This window comes from Pelomonas lactea (genome assembly GCF_043555885.1).
Classification (GTDB): domain Bacteria; phylum Pseudomonadota; class Gammaproteobacteria; order Burkholderiales; family Burkholderiaceae_C; genus Pelomonas; species Pelomonas lactea.
This window is the reverse complement of record NZ_JBIGHX010000013.1, coordinates 36049-57135: the sequence shown is the minus strand read 5'-3', so window position 1 is coordinate 57135 and position 21087 is coordinate 36049. Positions and strand designations below refer to the sequence as shown.

The window sequence follows — 21087 nt, the reverse complement described above, 5'->3', positions numbered from 1 at the left end:
AAAGGAAGACACCATGAAGGGACTACTCGACCTTTTCAAGCAATTCACCCCGGATGAGCATTTCGATGCCATCAAGATCGGCCTGGCGTCTCCGGAGAAGATCCGCAGCTGGTCGTTCGGCGAGGTGAAGAAGCCCGAGACCATCAACTACCGCACCTTCAAGCCCGAGCGTGACGGCCTGTTCTGCGCCAAGATCTTCGGCCCGATCAAGGACTACGAGTGCCTGTGCGGCAAGTACAAGCGCCTCAAGCACCGCGGCGTCATCTGCGAGAAGTGCGGCGTTGAAGTCACGCAGACCAAGGTTCGCCGTGACCGCATGGGCCACATCGACCTGGCCGCGCCCTGCGCGCACATCTGGTTCCTGAAGAGCCTGCCGTCGCGTCTGGGCCTGGTGCTCGACATGACGCTGCGCGACATCGAGCGCGTGCTGTACTTCGAAGCCTACGTCGTCGTCGACCCGGGCATGACGCCGCTGAAGAAGTTCTCGATCATGAGCGAGGACGACTACGACGCCAAGCGCGTCGAGTACGGTGACGAGTTCATCGCGCTGATGGGTGCCGAAGGCGTCAAGAAGCTGCTGGAGGACATGGATCTCGACATCGAGATCGATCGCCTGCGCAACGACATGACCGGCTCGGAGCTCAAGGTCAAGAAGAACTCCAAGCGCCTCAAGGTCATGGAGGCCTTCAAGAAGTCCGGCATCAAGCCGAACTGGATGGTCATGGACGTGCTGCCGGTGCTGCCGCCGGACCTGCGTCCGCTGGTGCCGCTGGACGGCGGCCGCTTTGCGACCTCCGACCTGAACGACCTCTACCGTCGCGTCATCAACCGTAACAACCGCCTGGCCCGTCTGCTGGAGCTGAAGGCCCCTGAGATCATCGTGCGCAACGAAAAGCGCATGCTGCAGGAAGCCGTCGACTCGCTGCTGGACAACGGCCGTCGCGGCAAGGCGATGACCGGCGCGAACAAGCGTGCCCTCAAGTCGCTGGCCGACATGATCAAGGGCAAGAGCGGTCGCTTCCGTCAGAACCTGCTGGGCAAGCGCGTCGACTACTCCGGTCGTTCCGTCATTACCGTGGGCCCGACGCTCAAGCTGCACCAGTGCGGCCTGCCCAAGCTGATGGCGCTGGAACTGTTCAAGCCCTTCATCTTCAGCCGTCTCGAAGCCATGGGCATCGCGACGACCATCAAGGCTGCGAAGAAGGAAGTCGAATCCGGCACGCCGGTGGTCTGGGACATCCTGGAAGAGGTCATCAAGGAGCACCCGGTCCTGCTGAACCGCGCTCCGACGCTGCACCGCCTGGGCATCCAGGCCTTCGAGCCCGTGCTGATCGAAGGCAAGGCCATCCAGCTGCACCCGCTCGTCTGCTCGGCCTTCAACGCCGACTTCGACGGTGACCAGATGGCCGTCCACGTGCCGCTGTCCATCGAAGCGCAGATGGAAGCCCGCACGCTGATGCTGGCCTCCAACAACGTGCTGTTCCCCGCGTCCGGCGAGCCGTCCATCGTCCCGTCGCAAGACGTGGTGCTGGGTCTGTACTACGCCACCCGCGAGCGCACCAACGGCAAGGGTGAAGGTCTGGTGTTCTCGGACATCCCCGAGATCATCCGCGCGCTGGAAAACGGCGCCGTGGAAATCACCGCCAAGATCAGCGTTCGCCTGACGGAGTGGACCAAGAACAAGGAAACGGGCGAATTCGAGCCCGAGACCAAGCTCGTGGACACCACCGTGGGCCGTGCCTTGCTGTCCGAGATCCTGCCCAAGGGCCTGCCGTTCTCGAACATCAACAAGGCGCTGAAGAAGAAGGAAATCTCGCGTCTCATCAACACGAGCTTCCGCAAGTGCGGCCTGAAGGAAACCGTCGTCCTGGCCGACAAGCTGCTGCAAAGCGGCTTCAAGCTGGCCACGCGCGCCGGCATCTCCATCGCCATCGACGACATGCTGGTGCCCGCGCAGAAGCACACGCTGATCGAGCGCGCCGAGAGCGAGGTCAAGGAGATCGAGCAGCAGTACGTCTCGGGTCTCGTGACCGCTGGCGAGCGCTACAACAAGGTGGTGGACATCTGGGGCAAGGCCGGTGACGAAATCGGCAAGAAGATGATGGAGCACCTGAAGGTCGAGAAGACGATTGATCGCCACGGCAAGACCGTCGATCAGGAGTCGTTCAACTCGATCTACATGATGGCCGACTCGGGCGCGCGGGGTTCCGCAGCCCAGATCCGCCAGCTGGCCGGCATGCGCGGCCTGATGGCCAAGCCGGACGGCTCCATCATCGAGACGCCCATCACGGCGAACTTCCGTGAAGGCCTGAACGTGTTGCAGTACTTCATCTCGACGCACGGCGCCCGTAAGGGTCTGGCCGACACGGCGCTGAAGACCGCGAACTCGGGCTACCTGACGCGTCGCCTGGTCGACGTGACGCAGGATCTGGTCGTGACGGAAGACGACTGCGGCACCGACAACGGCATGAACATGCGTGCCCTGGTCGAAGGCGGTGAGGTCATCGAATCGCTGCGCGACCGCGTCCTCGGCCGCGTCGCCGCGATCGACGTCGTCCACCCCGAGACGCAGGCCACGCTGCTGACGGCCGGCAACATGCTCGACGAGGACACCCTCGACGTGCTGGAGCAGGCCGGCGTCGACGAGATCAAGGTCCGTACGCCGCTGACCTGCGGCACGCGCTTCGGCCTGTGCGCCAAGTGCTACGGCCGCGACCTCGGCCGCGGCGGCCTGGTCAACACCGGTGAAGCTGTCGGCGTCATCGCCGCGCAGTCCATCGGCGAACCGGGTACGCAGCTGACGATGCGGACGTTCCACATCGGTGGTGCGGCATCTCGCGCTGCCGTCGCCTCGAGCGTGGAAGCCAAGTCGGACGGCATCATCGGCTTCAACGCCACGATGCGTTACGTGACCAACGGCAAGGGCGAACTGGTCGTGATTTCCCGCTCCGGCGAGATCATCATTGCCGACCCGCACGGCCGCGAGCGCGAGCGCCACAAGGTGCCTTACGGCGCGATCCTGAACATCAAGCCCAGCCAGGTCATCAAGGCCGGTCTGGTGCTGGCGAACTGGGACCCGCTGACCCGCCCGATCATCACGGAATTCGCCGGCCAGGCGAAGTTCGAGAACGTCGAGGAAGGCGTGACCGTCGCCAAGCAGGTGGACGAAGTGACCGGCCTGTCGACGCTGGTCGTCATCGACCCGAAGCGCCGTGGTGCCGCCAAGATCATCCGCCCGCAGGTCAAGCTGCTCGACGCGCAAGGCCACGAGGTCAAGATCCCGGGCACCGACCACTCGGTGACCATCGGCTTCCAGGTCGGCGCGCTGATCCAGGTCCGCGACGGCCAGGAACTGCTGCCCGGTGAAGTGCTCGCCCGTATCCCGGTCGAAGGCCAGAAGACCCGTGACATTACCGGCGGTCTGCCGCGTGTGGCCGAGCTCTTCGAAGCCCGCTCGCCCAAGGACGTCGGCGTGCTGGCCGAGCAGACCGGCACGGTGTCGTTCGGCAAGGAGACCAAGGGCAAGATCCGCCTGCAGATCACCGATCCGGACGGCAAGGTCCACGAGGAACTCGTGCCCAAGGAAAAGAACATCCTGGTGCACGAAGGCCAGGTGGTCAACCGCGGCGAGCTGATCGTCGACGGCGCGGCAGACCCGCAGGACATCCTGCGCCTGCTGGGCATCGAGGAGCTGGCGCGCTACATCGTCGACGAAGTCCAGGACGTGTACCGACTCCAGGGCGTGAAGATCAACGACAAGCACATTGAGGTGATCGTTCGCCAGATGCTGCGTCGCGTGGTCATCACCAACCCGGGCGACACGCACTACATCCTGAACGAGCAGGTCGAGCGCTCCGAGCTGCTGGACACCAACGACCGCATGCGCAAGGAAGGCAAGATGATTGCCACCCATGCCGACGTGCTGCTGGGTATCACCAAGGCCTCGCTGTCGACCGACTCCTTCATCTCGGCCGCTTCCTTCCAGGAAACGACCCGCGTGCTCACCGAGGCTGCCATCATGGGCAAGCGCGACGAGCTGCGTGGCCTGAAGGAAAACGTCATCGTCGGCCGCCTGATCCCGGCCGGTACCGGCATGGCCTTCCACGACGCCCGTCGTGCCAAGGAAGCCATGGACGACGCCGAGCGCCGTGCCATCGCCCTGCAGGAAGCCGAGGAACTGGCTGCCGCGCAGATGGCGGACGTCGACGCCGGCCATTCCGCCGAATAAGGGCGAATAAGCCACGGGGCCCCCGCGCCCCTCAAGCCGCCCCGGCCTCGGCCGCGGGCGGCTTTTTCATGCGCGCGCCAGCCGCATGTCGACGCGATGGCGTCCCGCAGAAAGGGGACGGTCATCCCCAGGGTTGTGTAGGTCCGTCCCATCAGTTTTTGCCGGTCGGTCATGAGCTTCTGGCTAACATCCTTGAAGGCCGGCTCGTTGCGTTCTGTTTCTGGTATCGGCCGGCAAACAACGGACAAATGCGATGAAAAAAGCATGGCGCGGGTGGCAGGGGGCGGGGCTGGTGTGCGCGTTGTCGGCGGCGGGCATGCTGGCCGCGGGGCGGGTCCAGGCCGCCGATGGCGCACCCGTTTCGACACCGCCCGTCGTGCCGCGGGCGACCGACCTGGCGCCCAAGCCGGCACCGCAGGCCCAGGATGCCGCGCTGCCCGAGCGGGCCGTCGCACCCGAACTGCAGAAGCCGGAGGACGAGATCGTCCTGGACGTCACCGCCTACCGGCTGCCCGACACGGCGCCTGAGAAGCTGCGCCAGGCGCTCGCCGCCATCACGGCGCCCTATGTCGGCAAGGGCAAGACCTGGGAAGACCTCGTCAACGCCAAGGACGCCGTGGCGCGCTACCTGCAAAGCGAGCTGGGCTACTACCTCGGCTACGCCTACATCCCGGCGCAGAAGGCCGCCGGCGGCGTCGTCGACATCGCCATCCTGGAAGGCCGTCTGGACCGGGTCAAGCTGGTCTGGGGTGACAACCTCGCCATCGACCGCGGCATCGTCGAGGGCTACCTCGCGCAGCTGAAGCCCGGCGCCATCCTGACCGTGTCCGAGGTCGAGCGCGTGGTGTTCCTGGTCAACGACCTGCGCGGCGTCAACGCCCGCTTCGAGATCGAGCCCGGCGGCCAGCCCGGCACGGCCAACGTCATCGTGCGCGTGCAGCCCGAGCAGCGCTTCCAGTACCGCGTCGATGCCGACATCAACGGCTCCCGGTTCATCGGCCAGGAGCGGCTGGGCGCGCAGATGCTGATCGGCAACCCGCTGGGCAAGGGCGACAGCCTGTCGCTGAGCGCGCTGACCTCCTACAACAGCGGCATGCGCTTCTTCCTGGCGGGCTACAACCTGCCGGTGGGCGTCAGCGGCCTGCGGCTGGGCGGCGCGGTGTCCGCCGTGCGCTACGAGCTGGACCGCGAGGCCTTCCCCATCGGCCGGCACGGCACGGCGCTCAACGCCAACCTGTTCGGCCTCTACCCGGTCATCCGCTCCCGCAACCTCAACCTCTACGGTCTGCTGGCCTTCGACGAGAAGCGCTACGACGACCGCGAGGACGCCTCGCAGTCCAAGACCAAGAAGACGGTCCGCAGCCTGGGCCTGGCCTTCAACGGCGACGTGCGCGACAACCTGATGGGCGGCGGCGTCAACAGCTACGACGTGGGCGTCTCGGGCGGCTCGGTCAGCTACGACGGCGGCCGGCCGTCGGGCCTGCTGGACGCCCCCAACTACACCAAGGTCAGCGGCTCGTTCGCGCGCATCCAGAACGTGCTGACCGGCGACCTGCTGGGCTACGTGAGCTTGCGCGGCCAGTACGCCTTCAAGAACCTCGACACCACCGAGCAGTTCCGCCTTGGCGGCCCCGACGGCGTGCGTGCGTTCGCCAACGGTGAGGGCACCGGCGACGCCGGCTTCATCGTCACCGCCGAACTGCGTGCGCCGCTGCCCGCGTCGGTGTTCGGCCGCTGGGGACGCGAGACCGTCGTCGCGCTGTTCTACGACCACGGCACCATCTACTACCGGCACGACCGCGACCAGGACACCACGCTGGCCGGGCTCGACAACCGGGCCCGCTACGCCGGCTACGGCGTGTCGATCGCCTGGTCTCGCCCGGGCGCCTATGCGCTGCGCGCCAGCCTGGCGTCGCCCACCATCGGCGAGCCCAAGAGCGACACCAAGAAGCCCAACCCGCGCGCCTACCTGCAGTTCAGCGCGTTCTTCTGAGCCCCGCGGGCCGCGCGCCCGCCACCAGAGTGCCTTCCAGGCTCCCGTGCGTCGGGGGCCGCAGCGAGATCCAAGGGACAGCCATGCAAGCCAGCCGCAACACCTCCTCCCAGCCGCTCACGCGCCGCTACCTGACGGTGACGCCCGTCTGCCTGGCCTGCCTGCTGGCCACCGGCGGCAGCCAGGTGGCCGTGGCGCTGCCCGAGGGCGCCAAGGTCACGCAGGGCACGGCCCAGATCACGCAGCCGGCCGGCAACAAGATGGAGATCCGCCAGGGCACGGACCGCGCCAGCATCGACTGGAACAGCTTCTCCATCGGCACCAACGAGAGCCTGCGCGTGCTGCAGCCGTCCAGCAGCTCGGTGCTGGTCAACCGCGTGACCGGCTCCGACCCCAGCCAGATCTTCGGCCGCCTGGATGCCAACGGCCGCGTGTTCCTGACCAACCCGCGCGGCATCGTGTTCGGCCGGGATGCGCAGGTCGACGTGGGCGGGCTGCTGGCCACGACGATGTCCATCACGGCCGATCCGTTCAACCCGGGCCGCTACGCGCTGAACGGCGGTGACACCCAGCCGGGCGAGATCGTCGTGGACGGCCAGATCCGCTCCTCCGGCACGGTCGCCTTTGCCGGGCCGCAGATCAGCCTGAACGGCGTCATCGACGCCAAGCGCATCGCGGCCGCGGCCGCCAACCAGGTGCAGATCGACGTGGACGGCGACGGCCTGGTGTTTTTCAACCCGCGCAACGACGAAGGGCTGCAGGCCCGGCTGAAGGTGCTGGGCCGGCTGCAGGCCGACGGCGGCGTGGTGGACCTGCGCGCCGCGGCGCGGGCGGGTATCGCGGACACGGTGCTGAACGTGGACGGCATCGTGCAGGCCAAGTCCGTCGGTGCCGTGGTCGGTCAGGTATTCGTCGATGGTGGCGCGTCCGGCGACACCCTGGTGCGCGGCAACATCGACGTCAGCGGCCTGAACCCCGGGGAGCGCGGAGGCCGCGTCAGCATCCTCGGCGAGCGCGTCGGCCTGCTGGGCACGGCCGCCGTGGACGCGCGTGGTGCGGCGGGTGGCGGCACGGTGCTGGTGGGCGGCGACTGGCAGGGTTCGAACGGGGTGCGGCAGGCGGCTCAGGCGACGATGGAGTCGGGTACCAGCATTGATGCCTCGGCCACGCAGGCGGGCAATGGCGGCAAGGTGGTGGTGTGGAGCGACATCCACAACGTCAACGCCGTGACCAATGCCTTCGGCACCCTGCAGGCCAAGGCGGGGCCTTCTGCAGGCAACGGCGGTGCGATTGAGACATCCGGCCACACGGTAAACACGGAAGGCATCCGTGTGACGGCAGCGGCACCGTCGGGCAAGGGCGGCTTGTGGCTGATCGACCCTGCAGACACCACGGTCAGTGCGGGTGTGGCGAGTGGCTATCAGAGCACGCTCAACTCCGGTACGAGTGTCGTGAACGACGTCACCGGCGACATGACGGTCTCGAACAACGTCAACATCACGAAATCCGCGGGTGGCGATGCCACCCTGACCTTGAGTGCATCGGGCAGCATCATCTTCGGCACGAACGTCACGATCCAGTCGACCACCGGCCAGCTGGGAGTCGTGGTCCATGCCGACACGAATGCGAACAACACTGGCCGCATCGAACTGGGTAGCGGCACCACGATCACGAGCAACGGCGGTGCTATCACCCTGGGTGGCGGCGTAAACCCGCTGGTCGGTGCCGCCGGCGGCTCGGCCGACAACGGTGCGGCGGCGGCCGGCGTCACGCTCAACAACGCCACACTGAATGCCGGTGGCGGCAATATTTCCATCATCGGCAAGGGCTGGCAGGGTGCGGCGAACTCGGGTGAGTCGCCCATCGGCATCGTCACGACCGGCAGCTCGGGCATCACTACCAGCGGTTCCGGCACGATCACGCTGATTGGCACGGGCGGCAACACATCCGGCAACAACTCGCATGCTGACGGCATCCAGCTGGCTGGCACCACGATCACGTCGGCGAATGGCGCTATCAACCTGACGGGCACCGGCGGCACCACGTCCGGCAATGCCACGTCGGATGCACACGGGATCATCCTGGCGGGCTCCACGATTTCGTCCGCCAACGGGACGATCACACTGACCGGTGCCAAGGGGGCGCTGAGTGGCGGCACGGCCAAGCTGGCGGGTATCCGTGCTGGCAGCGGCACGACCGCCATCTATTCCACGGGAGCCGGCGCCATCAGCCTGATCGGCAATGGTGCGAACACCTCGGGCGATGAAGGCATCGCCTCAGGCGCCACGGCGCTCACGATGGGCTACAACGGCGCCACGATCTACGCCAGCCCGATCCTGCTGCGCGCCGACTCGGTCGACCTCGCGAACACCACGATCAAGTCGACCGGCACGCTGACGGTCGAGCCCTTCACCGCCAGCCGGGACATCGGCATTGGCGGGGCCTCGTCGAGCAACCTGCTGCTGCCAGTCGGCTACTTCACCGGCGCCACGCAGTTCTTCGACGGCTTCTCCAGCATCACGGTGGGGCGCAGCGATGGCACCGGGACCGTGAGGGTGGGCGCCAACCTGACCGGCGTGGATCACCTGGCCCTGCTCAACGGCAGCGCCATCACGCTCAGCGGCAGCGTCAATGTCGGCGCCAACAACCTGACGCTGAACAGTGCCGGCGCCGTGACGCAGGACGCCGGCAAGACCATCACCGCAGCCGGGCTCGAACTGAAGGGCGCCGGCAGCTTCACGCTGACCGAAGCCAACACGGTGACCAAGATCGCCGCCGATACCGGCGGCGGCCTGAACGACGGCGCCATCAGCTTCGCCAACTCCGGCGCGCTGGCGGTGGATGTGGTCAACACCGACGGCATCACCCGCAGTGGCGACGTGTCGCTGAGTGCGGGCGGCAACATCACCGTGGTGCGGGGCATCAACAAGCCCAACAGCGGCGCCGACCGCACGCTGAGCCTCGTCTCCACCGGTGCCATCAGCCTGTCGACGAGCGCGTCCGACATCGTTGGCGCGGGCGGCACCAAGCTGAACACGCTGCTGTGGTCGAACTCGGGCGGCGCCACCGGCGGCGGCATCACGCTGGCCAGCGGCGCGAGCATCGTCAGCAACAACGGCTCCATCACGCTGGCCGGCGGCAGCGGTGTGCCCACCCCCGGCGCCTCGGGCGCGGGCAACGAGGCGGTCGGCTCGCCGCACGGCATCCTGCTCACCCAGGCCACGATCGACGCCGGCACCGGCGCCTTGGCCATGACGGGCAAGAGCGAGGCCAGCGGGGCAACGTCCGGTGTCGGCGTGCGGATCCTCGAATCCAGCGTGGCCGGGGGCAATGTCACGGTGACCGGCATGGGTTCGTCCAGCAGCACCACCGACAACAACTTCGGCGTGGCGGTGGAGTCCTCCGCCGGCACGGCCTCGTCCGTCACCGGCAGCGGCACGGTGGCGATCACCGGCACTGGCGGCGCGGCCACCGGCAGCAACAACCATGGGGTCTGGCTGTCCTCGGGGGGCGCCATCGCCCGCATCGGAGCCAACGGCACCGGCACGGTGACCGTCGTCGGCAACGGCGGTGGTTCGGGCGGCGCGAGCAACAACAACGACGGCGTCAGCGTGAGCGGCGGCACCGTCAGCAGCGCTTCGGGCTCCATCACGGTCACCGGCACCGGCAGCACGGGCAGCGGCGTCGACGACGTCAGCCTGGCGCCGGGTGCCAGCGTGCAGAGCACCAGTGGTGCCATCCGGCTGAATGCGAACAGCCTCAACATCGCTGACTCTTCCGTCGCGCTGACCAGCAGCGGCTCTCTGACCCTGGCGCCGCGAGCCGCAGCCGCCACGATCGGCCTGGCTGGTGGAGCCGGCACGCTGCAGCTGCCGGCCAGCTACTTCACCGACAACTTCACTGCCGGCTTCTCCAGCATCACCGTGGGCCGCTTCGACGGCAGCGGCACCATCGTGGTCGGCGCCGCCCTGGCGCCGCAGGATCATCTGACGTTGCTGAACGGCGATGCCGCGGCCAACATCACGCTGACCGGCGCGGTCACGATGGCCGCCAACAAGAGCCTGTCGCTCGTCAGCGCCGGCGCCGTCACCCAGGCGGCTGCCATCACCACCTCGGGCACCGGCGGGCTCGCGCTTGGCGGGCCCGGCAACTTCACTCTGACCCAGGCCAACACCGTGGGCACGCTGGCCGCCAGCAGTGGCGCCGGCACGATCAACCTGGTCAACAACGGCAACCTGGTTGTCGGATCGGTCAACGGCACCACCGGCATCACGCGCACCGGCAGCACCGGCAACGTGTCGATCAAGACCACCGGCACGCTGGGCCTGAACGAAAAGCTGGACGCCGCCGGGGCCAACCTGACGCTGGAAGCTACCGGCGCGGTGACGCAGGTGGGCACGTCGGGCAAGGCCATCACGGCGGCCGGGCTGGAGTTGAAGGGCAATGGCAGCTTCGCGCTGGCCAATCCCGAGAACAACGTGGCCAAGATCGCGGCAGCCACGGGCGCGGGGGCACTCCAGTACGTGGATGCCGATGCCTTGGCGGTGGACACGGTCAACACGGTGGGCATCGCTCGCACGGGCGATGTGAGCTTGAAGACCGTCACCGACAACCTGACGTTGAACAACGCCGTGAACGCGGGCACCGCCGGCACGGTGAGGCTGACCGCAGGCGGCACCATCGGCCAGGGTGCCAGCGGCACCATCACCGGTCTGGCCCTGGGCGCCAACGGCGGCGGCGACGTGACGCTGACCCAGGCGAACGTGATCACCGACGGCACCGCGACCGGCGGCACGGTGGCCGGCAGCAGCACCAGCGGCGACTTCAAGTTCCAGAACACGGCCAACACCACGGTGGGCAGCGTCGGCGCTGACGGCAGCCTGTTCGCTGCCACCGATGGCATCACCGCCAGCAGCGCCAGCAAGGCGGTGACGGTGTTTGTCGGGGGTGTCACGCACGCGTTGGTGCTGAGCAAGGGCATCACCGCCCACGGCAGCTCGGGGACGGTGCGGCTCAACGCGACGGGGGACATCAGCGAGGCGGCCGGTGCCATCGTCACGGCGGGCAGCCTGGGCGTGGTCGGCGGCGGCAACGTCACGCTGACCGAGGCCAATGCGGCCAGCAACTGGTCCGGCACGGCGGGCTCCGACTTCAAGTTCGCAAACACCACCGCCACCACCACCGTCGGCAGTGTCGGTGCCGACGCCAACAGCGCGCTGTTCGGTGGCACTACCGGCATCGCCACCGCCACGGCGGCGAAGGACATCACGGCCCAGGTCACCGGCGCGCTGACGCTGGCGCAGGACCTGAGCACCACCACCAGCGGCACCGTGCGCCTGAACGCCGCCGGCAACATCGGGGTGTCGGGCGTCAGCGCCAAGGTCACCACCGGCACGCTGGGCGCTCGCGGCGCCAGCGTCAGCCTGACCAATGCCAATGTGGTGAGCGACGGCACGGCGGCCGGTGGCGTGCTGGCGCTCAACGCGTCGGGTGGCGCGGTCGACGTGAGGAACACCGACAAGACAACCGTGGGCACCGTGGCGGCGGATGGCAGCCTCTTCGCGTCCACCACCGGGGCCACCACCGCCGGCGGCAATCTCACGCTGCAGACCAGCGGCGCCACCAGGGACCTGGTGCTGGCGCAGAACCTGAGTGCGGGGGCGACCGGCACCGTGCGCCTGACGGCCAGTGGCGCGATCCAGGAAAGCGGCAGCGCCACCATCACCGCGGCCGCGCTGGGTGCCAACGCCGGCAAGGAAGTGACACTGCTGAACAGCGGCAACGCCGTCGGCACGGTGGCCGGCACGGCCTCGGATGGCGACTTCAAGCTGGTCAACAACAGCGCGCTGTCGGTCGGCGCGGTGACGGCGGCCGGCAGCTTCACGGGCGCCACCGGCGTCACGGCGGTGAAGGCGGCGGCGACGAGCAACGACATCACGCTGAAGACGACCGCCGGCAACCTGACGCTGGCCAGCGACCTCGCGGCCGGCACCACCGGCACGGTGCGGCTGAACGCCGTCGGTGCGGTGAGCGAAACCACGGGAACGATCACTGCCGCAGCGGTGGGTGTGCGGGCCGGCACCGGCATCGCACTGGGCACCAGCAATGTGGTGCAGAACGCGGGCGGGACGGGCACCTTCGCCGCCGCCAGCGCCAGCGGCGATGTGGGCTTCAACAACACCACGGCCAGCGCCACTACGGTGGGCATCGTGGGTGACGACCCCACGTCCGCCGGCCACTTCGCCAGCGTGTCTGGCATCACCACGGCCAATGGCAATGCGGTGGTGGTCGCGCCGACGCAGCTGAACGTCAACCAGCCCATCTCCACCGGCTCCAGCGTCAATGGCACCGGGATCGGTCTGCAGTCGACGACGATCCAGATCGCCGACACGGTCAACCTCACCGCAGGGCGTGTGCTGTTCGATGGCGCGGCCACGCAGTTGGGCGCGACGGGCGTCATCACCACCGGCGCCCTGGCCGTGCGAGGCACCAATTCGCTGAGCCGCGTGTCCACGGGCAGCACGCTGAACATCGCGCTGGAGAGCCCGGGCAGTGACCTGACCTTCACGACCAGTGGCGATCTGAACGTGAGCGCCGTCGCTGACGTCACGGCCGGCGCGCTGAGCGTGACCGGTGTGGGCGGCATCACCGGCAGCACCGTGCGGTTGCAGGCCGGCGGCAACATCACGGAAACCGGCATCATCACCGCGGTGAACCTCGGCTTGAACGCCGGTGGCCAGATCAGCCTCAACCAGGCCAACGCGGTGTCGGGCAACCTGGCCGCCGTGTCGGGCAATGGCCACGTGGTCTTCAGGAACGCCGGCGGTTATGCCATCGGCAGCGTGTCCTCGCAGGGTGGTTTCACCGCGACCGTGGACGGCGTCACCGCCGGCGGCGCTGGCAAGAACATCACGCTGGAGACGACCAGCGGCACCGTCACGCAGTCGGCCGGCAAGAACCTCACGGCGGCCGGACTGGAGCTCAAGGGGGCCGCGGCCTACACGCTGACCAATGCGGGCAATGACGTGGCCAGCTTCGCGGCCGCCAGCGGCGGTGGCAGCGATGGCGCGATCCGCTACATCGACGCCAACGCCCTGGCCGTGTCCACGGTCAATTCGGTGGGCGTGACCCGATCGGGTGATGTCTCGCTGCGCACGGTCACCGGCGACCTGTCCCTCACGCAGGCCGCCAGCCTGGGCGCTGCCAGCCTGCGGTTGCAGGCCTCGTCGGGCAACGTGTCGCAGAGCGGCCTGGGCACCGTTAGCGCCGGTGCGCTGGGCGCCAACGCGTCGGGTGACGTCACGCTGAACCTGGGCAACGCGGTGACCACGTTTGCGGCGACGTCCGGCGGTGGGAACGTGCAGTTCAGGGAACTCAATGGCTATGACGTCGGCTCGCTGAGCGCCGACGCTGCCTTCCTAAGCACGGTCGACGGCGTCTCGGCCGTGGCCGCCGGCAAGTCCGTCACGCTGGACACCAGCGCCGGCACCGTGACGCAGTCGGCGGGCAAGAACCTCACGGCCACCGGGCTGGAGCTCAAGGGCGCCGGCGCCTACACGCTGACCAACGCCGGCAACGACGTGACGACCCTCGCCGCCGCCACCGGCGCCGGCGCCGTCAGGTATGTGGACGCCAACGCGCTGTCGGTGGGCACGGTGAACAGCGTGGGCCTCACCCGCTCGGGCGATGTGCTGCTGCGCACGGTCACGGGTGACCTGACGCTGGCGCAATCGGCCAACGTGGGCGGCAGCACGTTGCGGCTGCAGTCTGACGCGGGGGCCGTCACGCAGAGCGGCGGCAGCATCACGGCCGGCACCCTGGGCGTGAACGCCGTCAACGCGATCACGCTGGGCCAGTCCAACGCGGTGGCGAGCAACTTCGCCGCCCAGTCGACGACGCAGGATGTGCTGTTCAGGAATGCCGGGGGCTACACGATCAACACCGTGGCCGCCGACGGCGCGCTGTTCACGCGGGTGGACGGAGTTTCGGCCACCGGCACGGCCAGGAACGTCACGCTGGACACCAGCGCCGGCACCGTCACCCAGGCGGCCGACAAGAACATCACGGCCACCGGGCTGGAGCTCAAGGGCAGCGCGGCCTACACGCTGACGAACCTGGACGTCGGCACCGGCGCCGGCAACGACGTGGCGCGGATCGCGGTGGCTTCGGGCGGCGCCGGTGATGGCGCGGTCCGGTACGTGGACCGCAACGCGGTGGCCGTGGACACGGTCAACACCGTGGGCATCACGCGCACCGGCGACGTCTCGCTGCGCAGCTTCAACGGCGACCTGTCGCTCACGCAGGCCGCCAACGTCGGCAGCGCCACGCTGCGGCTGCAAGCCGGGCTCGGTGCGACGCAGGCGGGCGTGACGCAGAGCGGCGCGGGCGCCATCACCGCGGCGAACCTGGGCGTCAACGCCACCGGTGACGTCGCCTTGAATCTGGGCAATTCGGTCACGGCGCTGGCGGCCACCTCCGCGCTTGGCAACGTGCAGTTCAAGGCCGTCAACGGCTACGACATCGGCTCGGCGTCCGCCGACAGTGCCTTCCTGTCCACGGTGGATGGTGTCTCGGCCACCGCCGCCGGCAAGAACATCACGCTGGACACCACCGCCGGCACGGTGACCCAGAGCAGCGGCAAGGCGCTGACCACCTCGGCCAGCGGCGGCCTGGAGCTCAAGGGCGCGGGCAGCTATGCTTTGCTGGAAGCCACCAACGGCGTGGGCAGGATCGCTGCCGCCTCGGCCGGCCCCAGCGACGGCGCGATCCACTACGTGGCTTCGAACGGTCTGGTGGTGGACACGGTCAACACCGTCGGCATCACCCGCACCGGCGACGTCTCGCTGCGCAGCCTGGCCGGCGGCCTCACGATGACCCAGGCCGTCAACGTGGGCGCCAACACGCTGCGCCTGCAGACCTCGGATCCGGGCCTTGCGGGCGACATCTCGCAAAGCGGCGCGGGCACCATCAGCGCCGCCGTGCTGGGCGTCAATGCCGCGGGCAGCATCGCGCTGAACCTGGGCAATGCGGTGACGACGCTGGCGGCCACCGCGCCCGGACAGGTGAGCTTCAAGGCGGTCGACGGCTACAACATCGGCTCGGTGGCGGCGGACGGCAACTTCCTGAGCGCGGTGGACGGTGTGTCCGCCAACGGCGGCGCCAGCAATGTCACGCTGGACACCGGCGCCGGCACGGTGACGCAGTCGGCCGGCAAGAACATCACCGCGGCCGGGCTCGAGCTCAAGGGCAGCGCGGCCTACACGCTGACGAATGCGGGCAACAACGTGGCCACGCTCGCCGCCGCCTCGGGCGGCGCTGGCGACGGTTGGCTGCGCTACGTGGACGCCAATGCGCTGGCGGTGGACACCGTCAACAGCGTGGGCATCACGCGCACCGGCAACGTCACGCTGAACAACCAGGCCAGCGACCTGAAGCTGGCCGCGTCGGTGGATGTCGGCACCAACAGCTTGCGCCTTCAGTCGCAGAGCGGTGGCGTCTACCAGACCGCCGGCCTCCTCACCGCCGGCACGCTGGGCGTGAACGCCCGCACCAAGGTCACCACGTCGACCGCGAACGCGGCCAACAGCATCGGCCTGGGCCAGAACAACGCGGTGTCGGGTGATTTCGCCGCCGCGTCCGCCGTCGACGGCAACATCGTCTTCAAGAACGCCAACGGCTACCAGGTCAACGGCGTGGCCGCCGACGGCAGCCTGTTCACCGCGGTGGACGGCATCACGGCCGGCGCCAGCGTGCCCGGCGCCATCACGCTGGACACGGCCGCCGGTACGGTCACGCAGGCGGCCGGCAAGAACCTCCGCGGCACCGGGCTGGAGCTCAAGGGTTCGGCGGCCTACACGCTGACCAACCCGGGCAACGACGCCGGCAGCTTTGTCGCGGCCAGCGGCGGCGCCAGCGACGGTGCGATCCGCTACGTCACCGCCAACAGCATGGTGGTCAACGCCATCAATGCGACCAGCGGCATCACCCGCACCGGCGACGTGTCGCTGCGGTCGGTTGCGGGCTTCCTGGACGTGGACCGCCCTGTCAGCGTCGGGGCCAGCACGCTGCGCCTGCAGGCAGGGGGCGGCGCGGTGTACCAGACCGGCACGGGCAGCATCAGCGCGGGCGCCCTGGGCGCCAACGCCAGTGGCGGCTCCGTCAACCTGGATCTGGCCAATTCGGTCACCACGCTGGCGGCCACCTCCGACGACTACGTGTCGTTCAAGGCCGTCAACGGCTACAACGTCGGCTCGGTGAGCGCTGATGCGGTGTTCACGAGTGCGGTGAACGGGGTGTCGACCACCGGCACGGCGGGCCTGCAAATCATCCAGCTCGACACGGCTGCCGGGGCGGTGACGCAGTCGGCAGGGGCCGACCTGCGGACCAACGCGCTGGTGCTCAAGGGGGCAGCGGCCTACGCGCTGACCAATGCCGGCAACGATGTGGCGGTGCTGGCCGCCGCCAGCGGCGGCGCGAGCGATGGTGTCATCCGTTATGTGGACGCCAACGCCCTGTCGGTGGGCGCCGCCGGCGGAACGGGCATCGGCGGCATCACCCGCAGCGGTGACGTGACGCTGCGCAACGAGACCGGCGACCTGACATTGAATGCCGGCGTCAACGTGGGCGCCAGCGCGCTGCGGCTGCAATCCGCAGCGGGCGCGGTCACGCAAAGCGGCGCCAATATCACGGCCGGCGCGCTGGGCGTGAATGCGGCCAATGCCATCACCCTGGGCGCGACCAATGCGGTGGCGACCACCTTCGCCGCCAGGTCCGGCACGCAGGACATCCGCTTCCGCAACGGCATCGGCCATGCCATCGGCGCGGTGGGCGGCGATGGTGCGCTGTTCAGTGCCGTGGACGGCGTTTCGGCGGCGGCCGCTGGCAAGCTCGTCACGCTGGACACGGTTGCAGGCACCGTCACTCAGACGGCGGGCCACAACATCACCGCCTCGGGTCTGGAACTCAAGGGGGCTGCCGCATACACCCTGACCAATGCCGGCAACGACGTGACGACCCTGGCCGTCGCCACCGGCGCCGGCGCGGTCAAGTATGTGGATGCCACCGCGCTGACGGTGGGCACGGTGAACACGGTGGGCATCACGCGCGCGGCGGATGTGCTGCTGCGCACGGTCACGGGCGACCTCGTGCTGGCGCAGGCGGCCAACGTGGGCGCCAACACGCTGCGGCTGCAGTCGGTGGCGGGCGCGGTCACCCAGAGCGGCGGCAGCATCACGGCCGGCACGCTGGGCGTGAACGCCGCCAACGCCATCAGCCTGGGGCAGGCCAATGCGGTGGCGGGCGATGTCGGTGCTCAGTCGACGAGCCAGGACGTGCTGTTCAAGAACACGCGCAGCTACGTCATCAACACCGTGGCGGCCGACGGGGCGCTGTTCAGCCAGGTGGATGGCATCGCGGCGCTCGGTGCCGGCAAGGTCATCACGCTGGAGACCACCGCCGGCACCGTGAGCCAGGCCAGCGGCAAGGCCTTGAGCACGTCGGCCAGCGGGGGGCTGGAGCTCAAGGGGGCCGGTGGCTTCGAGCTGCTGGACGCCGCCAACAACGTGGGCAGGATCGCCGCTGCGTCGGGCGGTGCCGGCGACGGCGCGATCCGCTTCGTCGACGCGGCCGGGGGCCTGAGCGTGGACACCGTCAACACGACGGGCATCACGCGCACCGGCGATGTCTCGCTGCGCACCATCGCCGGCGACCTGTCGCTGGGCCAGGCGGTGAGCGTGGGCGCCAACGCGCTGCGGCTGCAGGCCTCGGCCGGCACCGTGTCGCAAAACGGTGCCGGCACCGTCGAGGCTGCGGCCCTGGGGGTCAGGGCCGGTGGTGACATCGCACTGAACCTGGGCAACGCGGTGACGAGCTTGGCCGCGGATTCCAGCGGTGGGCATGTGCAGTTCAAGGCGGTCAACGGCTATCAGGTCGACACGGTGGCTGCCGACGCCGCCTTGCTGTCTGCCGTGAATGGCATCTCGGCCACGGGCGCTGCGAAGAACATCACGCTGGAAACCGCCACCGGGGCGGTGACGCAGGCGGCCGGCCGCGCCATCACGGGCGGCGGGCTGGAGCTCAAGGGCAACGCGGCGTTCACGCTGACCGAAGCGACCAACGACGTGGCCCGGCTGGCGGTGGCGGCGGGCACGGGAACGGTCCAGTACGTGGACGCCAACGCGCTGGCGGTGGACACGGTCAACACGGCGGGCATCACGCGCGGCGCCAACGTCAGCCTGAAGAACCTCACGGGAGACATGGCGCTGAACCGGGCGGTCAACGTGGGCGCGGCGACGCTGACGCTGGAATCGGCCGGCGCGGTGACGCAGGCGGCCGGCCAGGCCATCACGGCCGACGGGCTGGAGCTCAAGGGAGCGGGCAGCTTCACGCTGGCCGAGGCGACCAACGACGTGGCCCGCCTGGCGGCGGCTGCGGGCGCGGGGGCGATCCAGTACGTGGACGCCAACGCGCTGGCGGTGGGCACCGTCAACACGGCGGGCATCACGCGCAGCGGTGACGTCAGCCTGAAGAACCTCAGCGGCGACCTGACGCTGAGCCAGGCCGTCAACGTGGGCGGCGCCCAGTTGACGTTGGAGTCGACGGGCGCGGTGACGCAGGCGGCCGGCCGCGCCATCACCGGCGGCGGGCTGGAGCTCAAGGGCAACGCGGCGTTCACGCTGACCGAGGCGACCAACGACGTGGCCCGGCTGGCGGTGGCGGCGGGCACGGGAACGGTCCAGTACGTGGACGCCAACGCGCTGGCGGTGGACACGGTCAACACGGCGGGCATCACGCGCAGCGCCAACGTCAGCCTGAAGAACCTCACGGGGGACATGGCGCTGAACCGGGCGGTCAACGTGGGCGCGGCGACGCTGACGCTGGAATCGGCCGGCGCGGTGACGCAGGCGGCCGGCCAGGCCATCACGGCCGACGGGCTGGAGCTCAAGGGAGCTGGCAGCTTCACGCTGGCCGAGGCGACCAACGACGTGGCCCGCCTGGCGGCGGGTGCGGGCGCTGGGGCGATCCAGTACGTGGACGCCAACGCGCTGGCAGTGGGCACGGTCAACTCGGTGGGCATCACGCGCAGCGGCAGCGTGAGCTTGCGCAATCTGACGGGTGACTTGACGCTGGCGCAGTCGATCGACGTCGGCGCGGCCACGCTGAGGCTGGCGTCGGCCGCAGGCGGTGTCACTCAGTCCGGTGGCAGCATCACCACCAGTGGCGCGCTGGGTGTGCGTGCGCAGAACGGCATCAGCCTGGGCCAGGCCAATGCGGTGTCCGGCAGCCTGGCCGCTCATGCGGCGACCGGTGACGTGCTGTTCAAGAACGGGGCGAGCTATCAAGTCGGCGCGGTGGCCGCGGATGGCACGCTGTTCGCTGCCGCGAGCGGCGTGGCGGCGCCGGCGGCCGGCAAGGCCATCACGCTGGAGCAGACAGCCGGTGCCGTGACACAGGCCGCGGGCGAGGCGATTGCCGCCGCGGGCCTGGTGCTGAAGGGATCGGGCAGCTTCACGCTGGGCGATGCCGCGAACCAGGTCAAGCAGGTTGCGGTGGCCCGCGGCGATGCCGCGGCCGACGGCGCCGTGACGTTCACGAACGCCGGGGCGTTCGACATCACCGCTGTCGGCGCCGTCGACGGCGTCACGCGGGCCGGCAAGGTCACGTTGGGCAACAGCGCGGGCACCGCCGTGTTCGAGGGCCTGAACACCAGCGCTCCGCTGGTGCAGGTCAACGGCGGCAGCATCACGGTGGCCAGCCCCACGCTGACCGACGGCAAAGTCAGCGTGCCGGTGTTCTCGCTGGGCGGCGACATCAAGGTCAACCAGGGTGCGCTCACGCTGGCCGTGAACAAGCCCGCCGCTGTTGATGACGGCCTGCTGTCGACCTACCAGCAGTCCATCGGCATCGCCAAGGAGGTGGTGCTGAAGGACGCGCTGGGCAAGCAGATCCGCGTGCTGGCCGACGTCATCGTGCAGACCTCGGGCTCGCTGGCAGTGGCGGCGCAGGGGCGGTTGAATCTCGTCGCCGATGCCGGCGGCTCCGCCAGCCTGATGCAGGCCGGCAACCAGTTCGTGGGCGGGTTGTCGGCCAAGCTGGCGTCGGTGCCGGCCGCGTCGGCCAGCGACGCGCCGGCGCGGTCGCTGCTGCGCGTGACGGGCAAGCAGGTCAACGTGGCCGGCGCCGGCGTGGAGGCCGACATGGCCTTCTTCAACGCCGATGCGCTGGGCACGACCGACCCGGCCGTCATCAAGTCGCGCCTGAGTTACAGCAACACGCTGGGCACCAACATCCAGTTGCCGGCGCTGGCCATCAGCATCGGCCCGACGGCCTTCGATGGCGGCGGCGCGCCGTTCGGCCAGGTGGCCGTCGACATCGGCCGCGGCGACGCCGCCGGTACGACGGCGGGCATCAACTCCGGCTACATCACCGTGCTGCCCAAGGTGGGCGGCGACCCGACCGGGACCGCGGCGCTGATCCGCAACAAGGCCGTCATCCTGCTCACCGGGCCGGAAACAGGCTCCGCGGGCTACCTGTTCTTCTACGACGGTGCGGGCAAGGAGTCGGCCATCCTCGTCAAGTACAACGGCTATGCGCCCAGCTCGCCGCAGGCGGACGGCGCGCTGTCGTCCATCGCGTCGGTGTCGGAGGCCGCGCGCCGCGACCGCTTCGAGGAGGCGGTGCGCACGGAGAACGTCGCCTCGCGGCTGCGCGGCGGTGTCATCACCGAGGTCGGCCCCGGCCGTCCCGCGACGGAGGGCAGCGCCGGTACGCAGCCGCCGCGCTCCTGCGCGCCCGTGGGGGCGCAGCTGGGCTGCGCTGCCGGTGACGCCGGTGGCGACGGCAAGCCCTGAGGCATGACCTGGGCGTC

3 protein-coding genes are annotated in these 21087 nt (G+C 69.2%); all 3 read left to right on the top strand.

The features are described from left to right. Positions 1 to 13: 13 nt before the first annotated feature. The 3 genes from rpoC to ACG04Q_RS25260 all read left to right on the top strand — a co-directional run bounded on the left by rpoC (position 14) and on the right by ACG04Q_RS25260 (position 21070). Positions 14 to 4228, top strand: a complete 4215-nt coding sequence (gene rpoC, locus ACG04Q_RS25270) for a DNA-directed RNA polymerase subunit beta' (RefSeq protein WP_394514621.1) — start codon at positions 14 to 16, stop codon at positions 4226 to 4228. Positions 4229 to 4481: 253 nt separating this feature from the next. After that, the gene (locus ACG04Q_RS25265) at positions 4482 to 6221 is read left to right on the top strand and encodes a ShlB/FhaC/HecB family hemolysin secretion/activation protein (protein WP_394514619.1); all 1740 of its coding nucleotides are present in this window, start codon (positions 4482 to 4484) and stop codon (positions 6219 to 6221) included. 83 nt (positions 6222 to 6304) lie between these two features. After that, positions 6305 to 21070 carry a filamentous hemagglutinin N-terminal domain-containing protein gene (locus tag ACG04Q_RS25260; protein ID WP_394514617.1) on the top strand — a complete coding sequence of 4922 codons (14766 nt, stop codon included), beginning with the start codon at positions 6305 to 6307 and terminating at the stop codon, positions 21068 to 21070. Positions 21071 to 21087: the final 17 nt, after the last annotated feature.

Coding starts and splice junctions, on each gene's coding strand:
- ACG04Q_RS25265 (WP_394514619.1), top strand. CDS start 4,482: ATGAAAAAAGCATGGCGCGGGTGGCAGGGGGCGGGGCTGGTGTGCGCG.
- rpoC (WP_394514621.1), top strand. CDS start 14: ATGAAGGGACTACTCGACCTTTTCAAGCAATTCACCCCGGATGAGCAT.
- ACG04Q_RS25260 (WP_394514617.1), top strand. CDS start 6,305: ATGCAAGCCAGCCGCAACACCTCCTCCCAGCCGCTCACGCGCCGCTAC.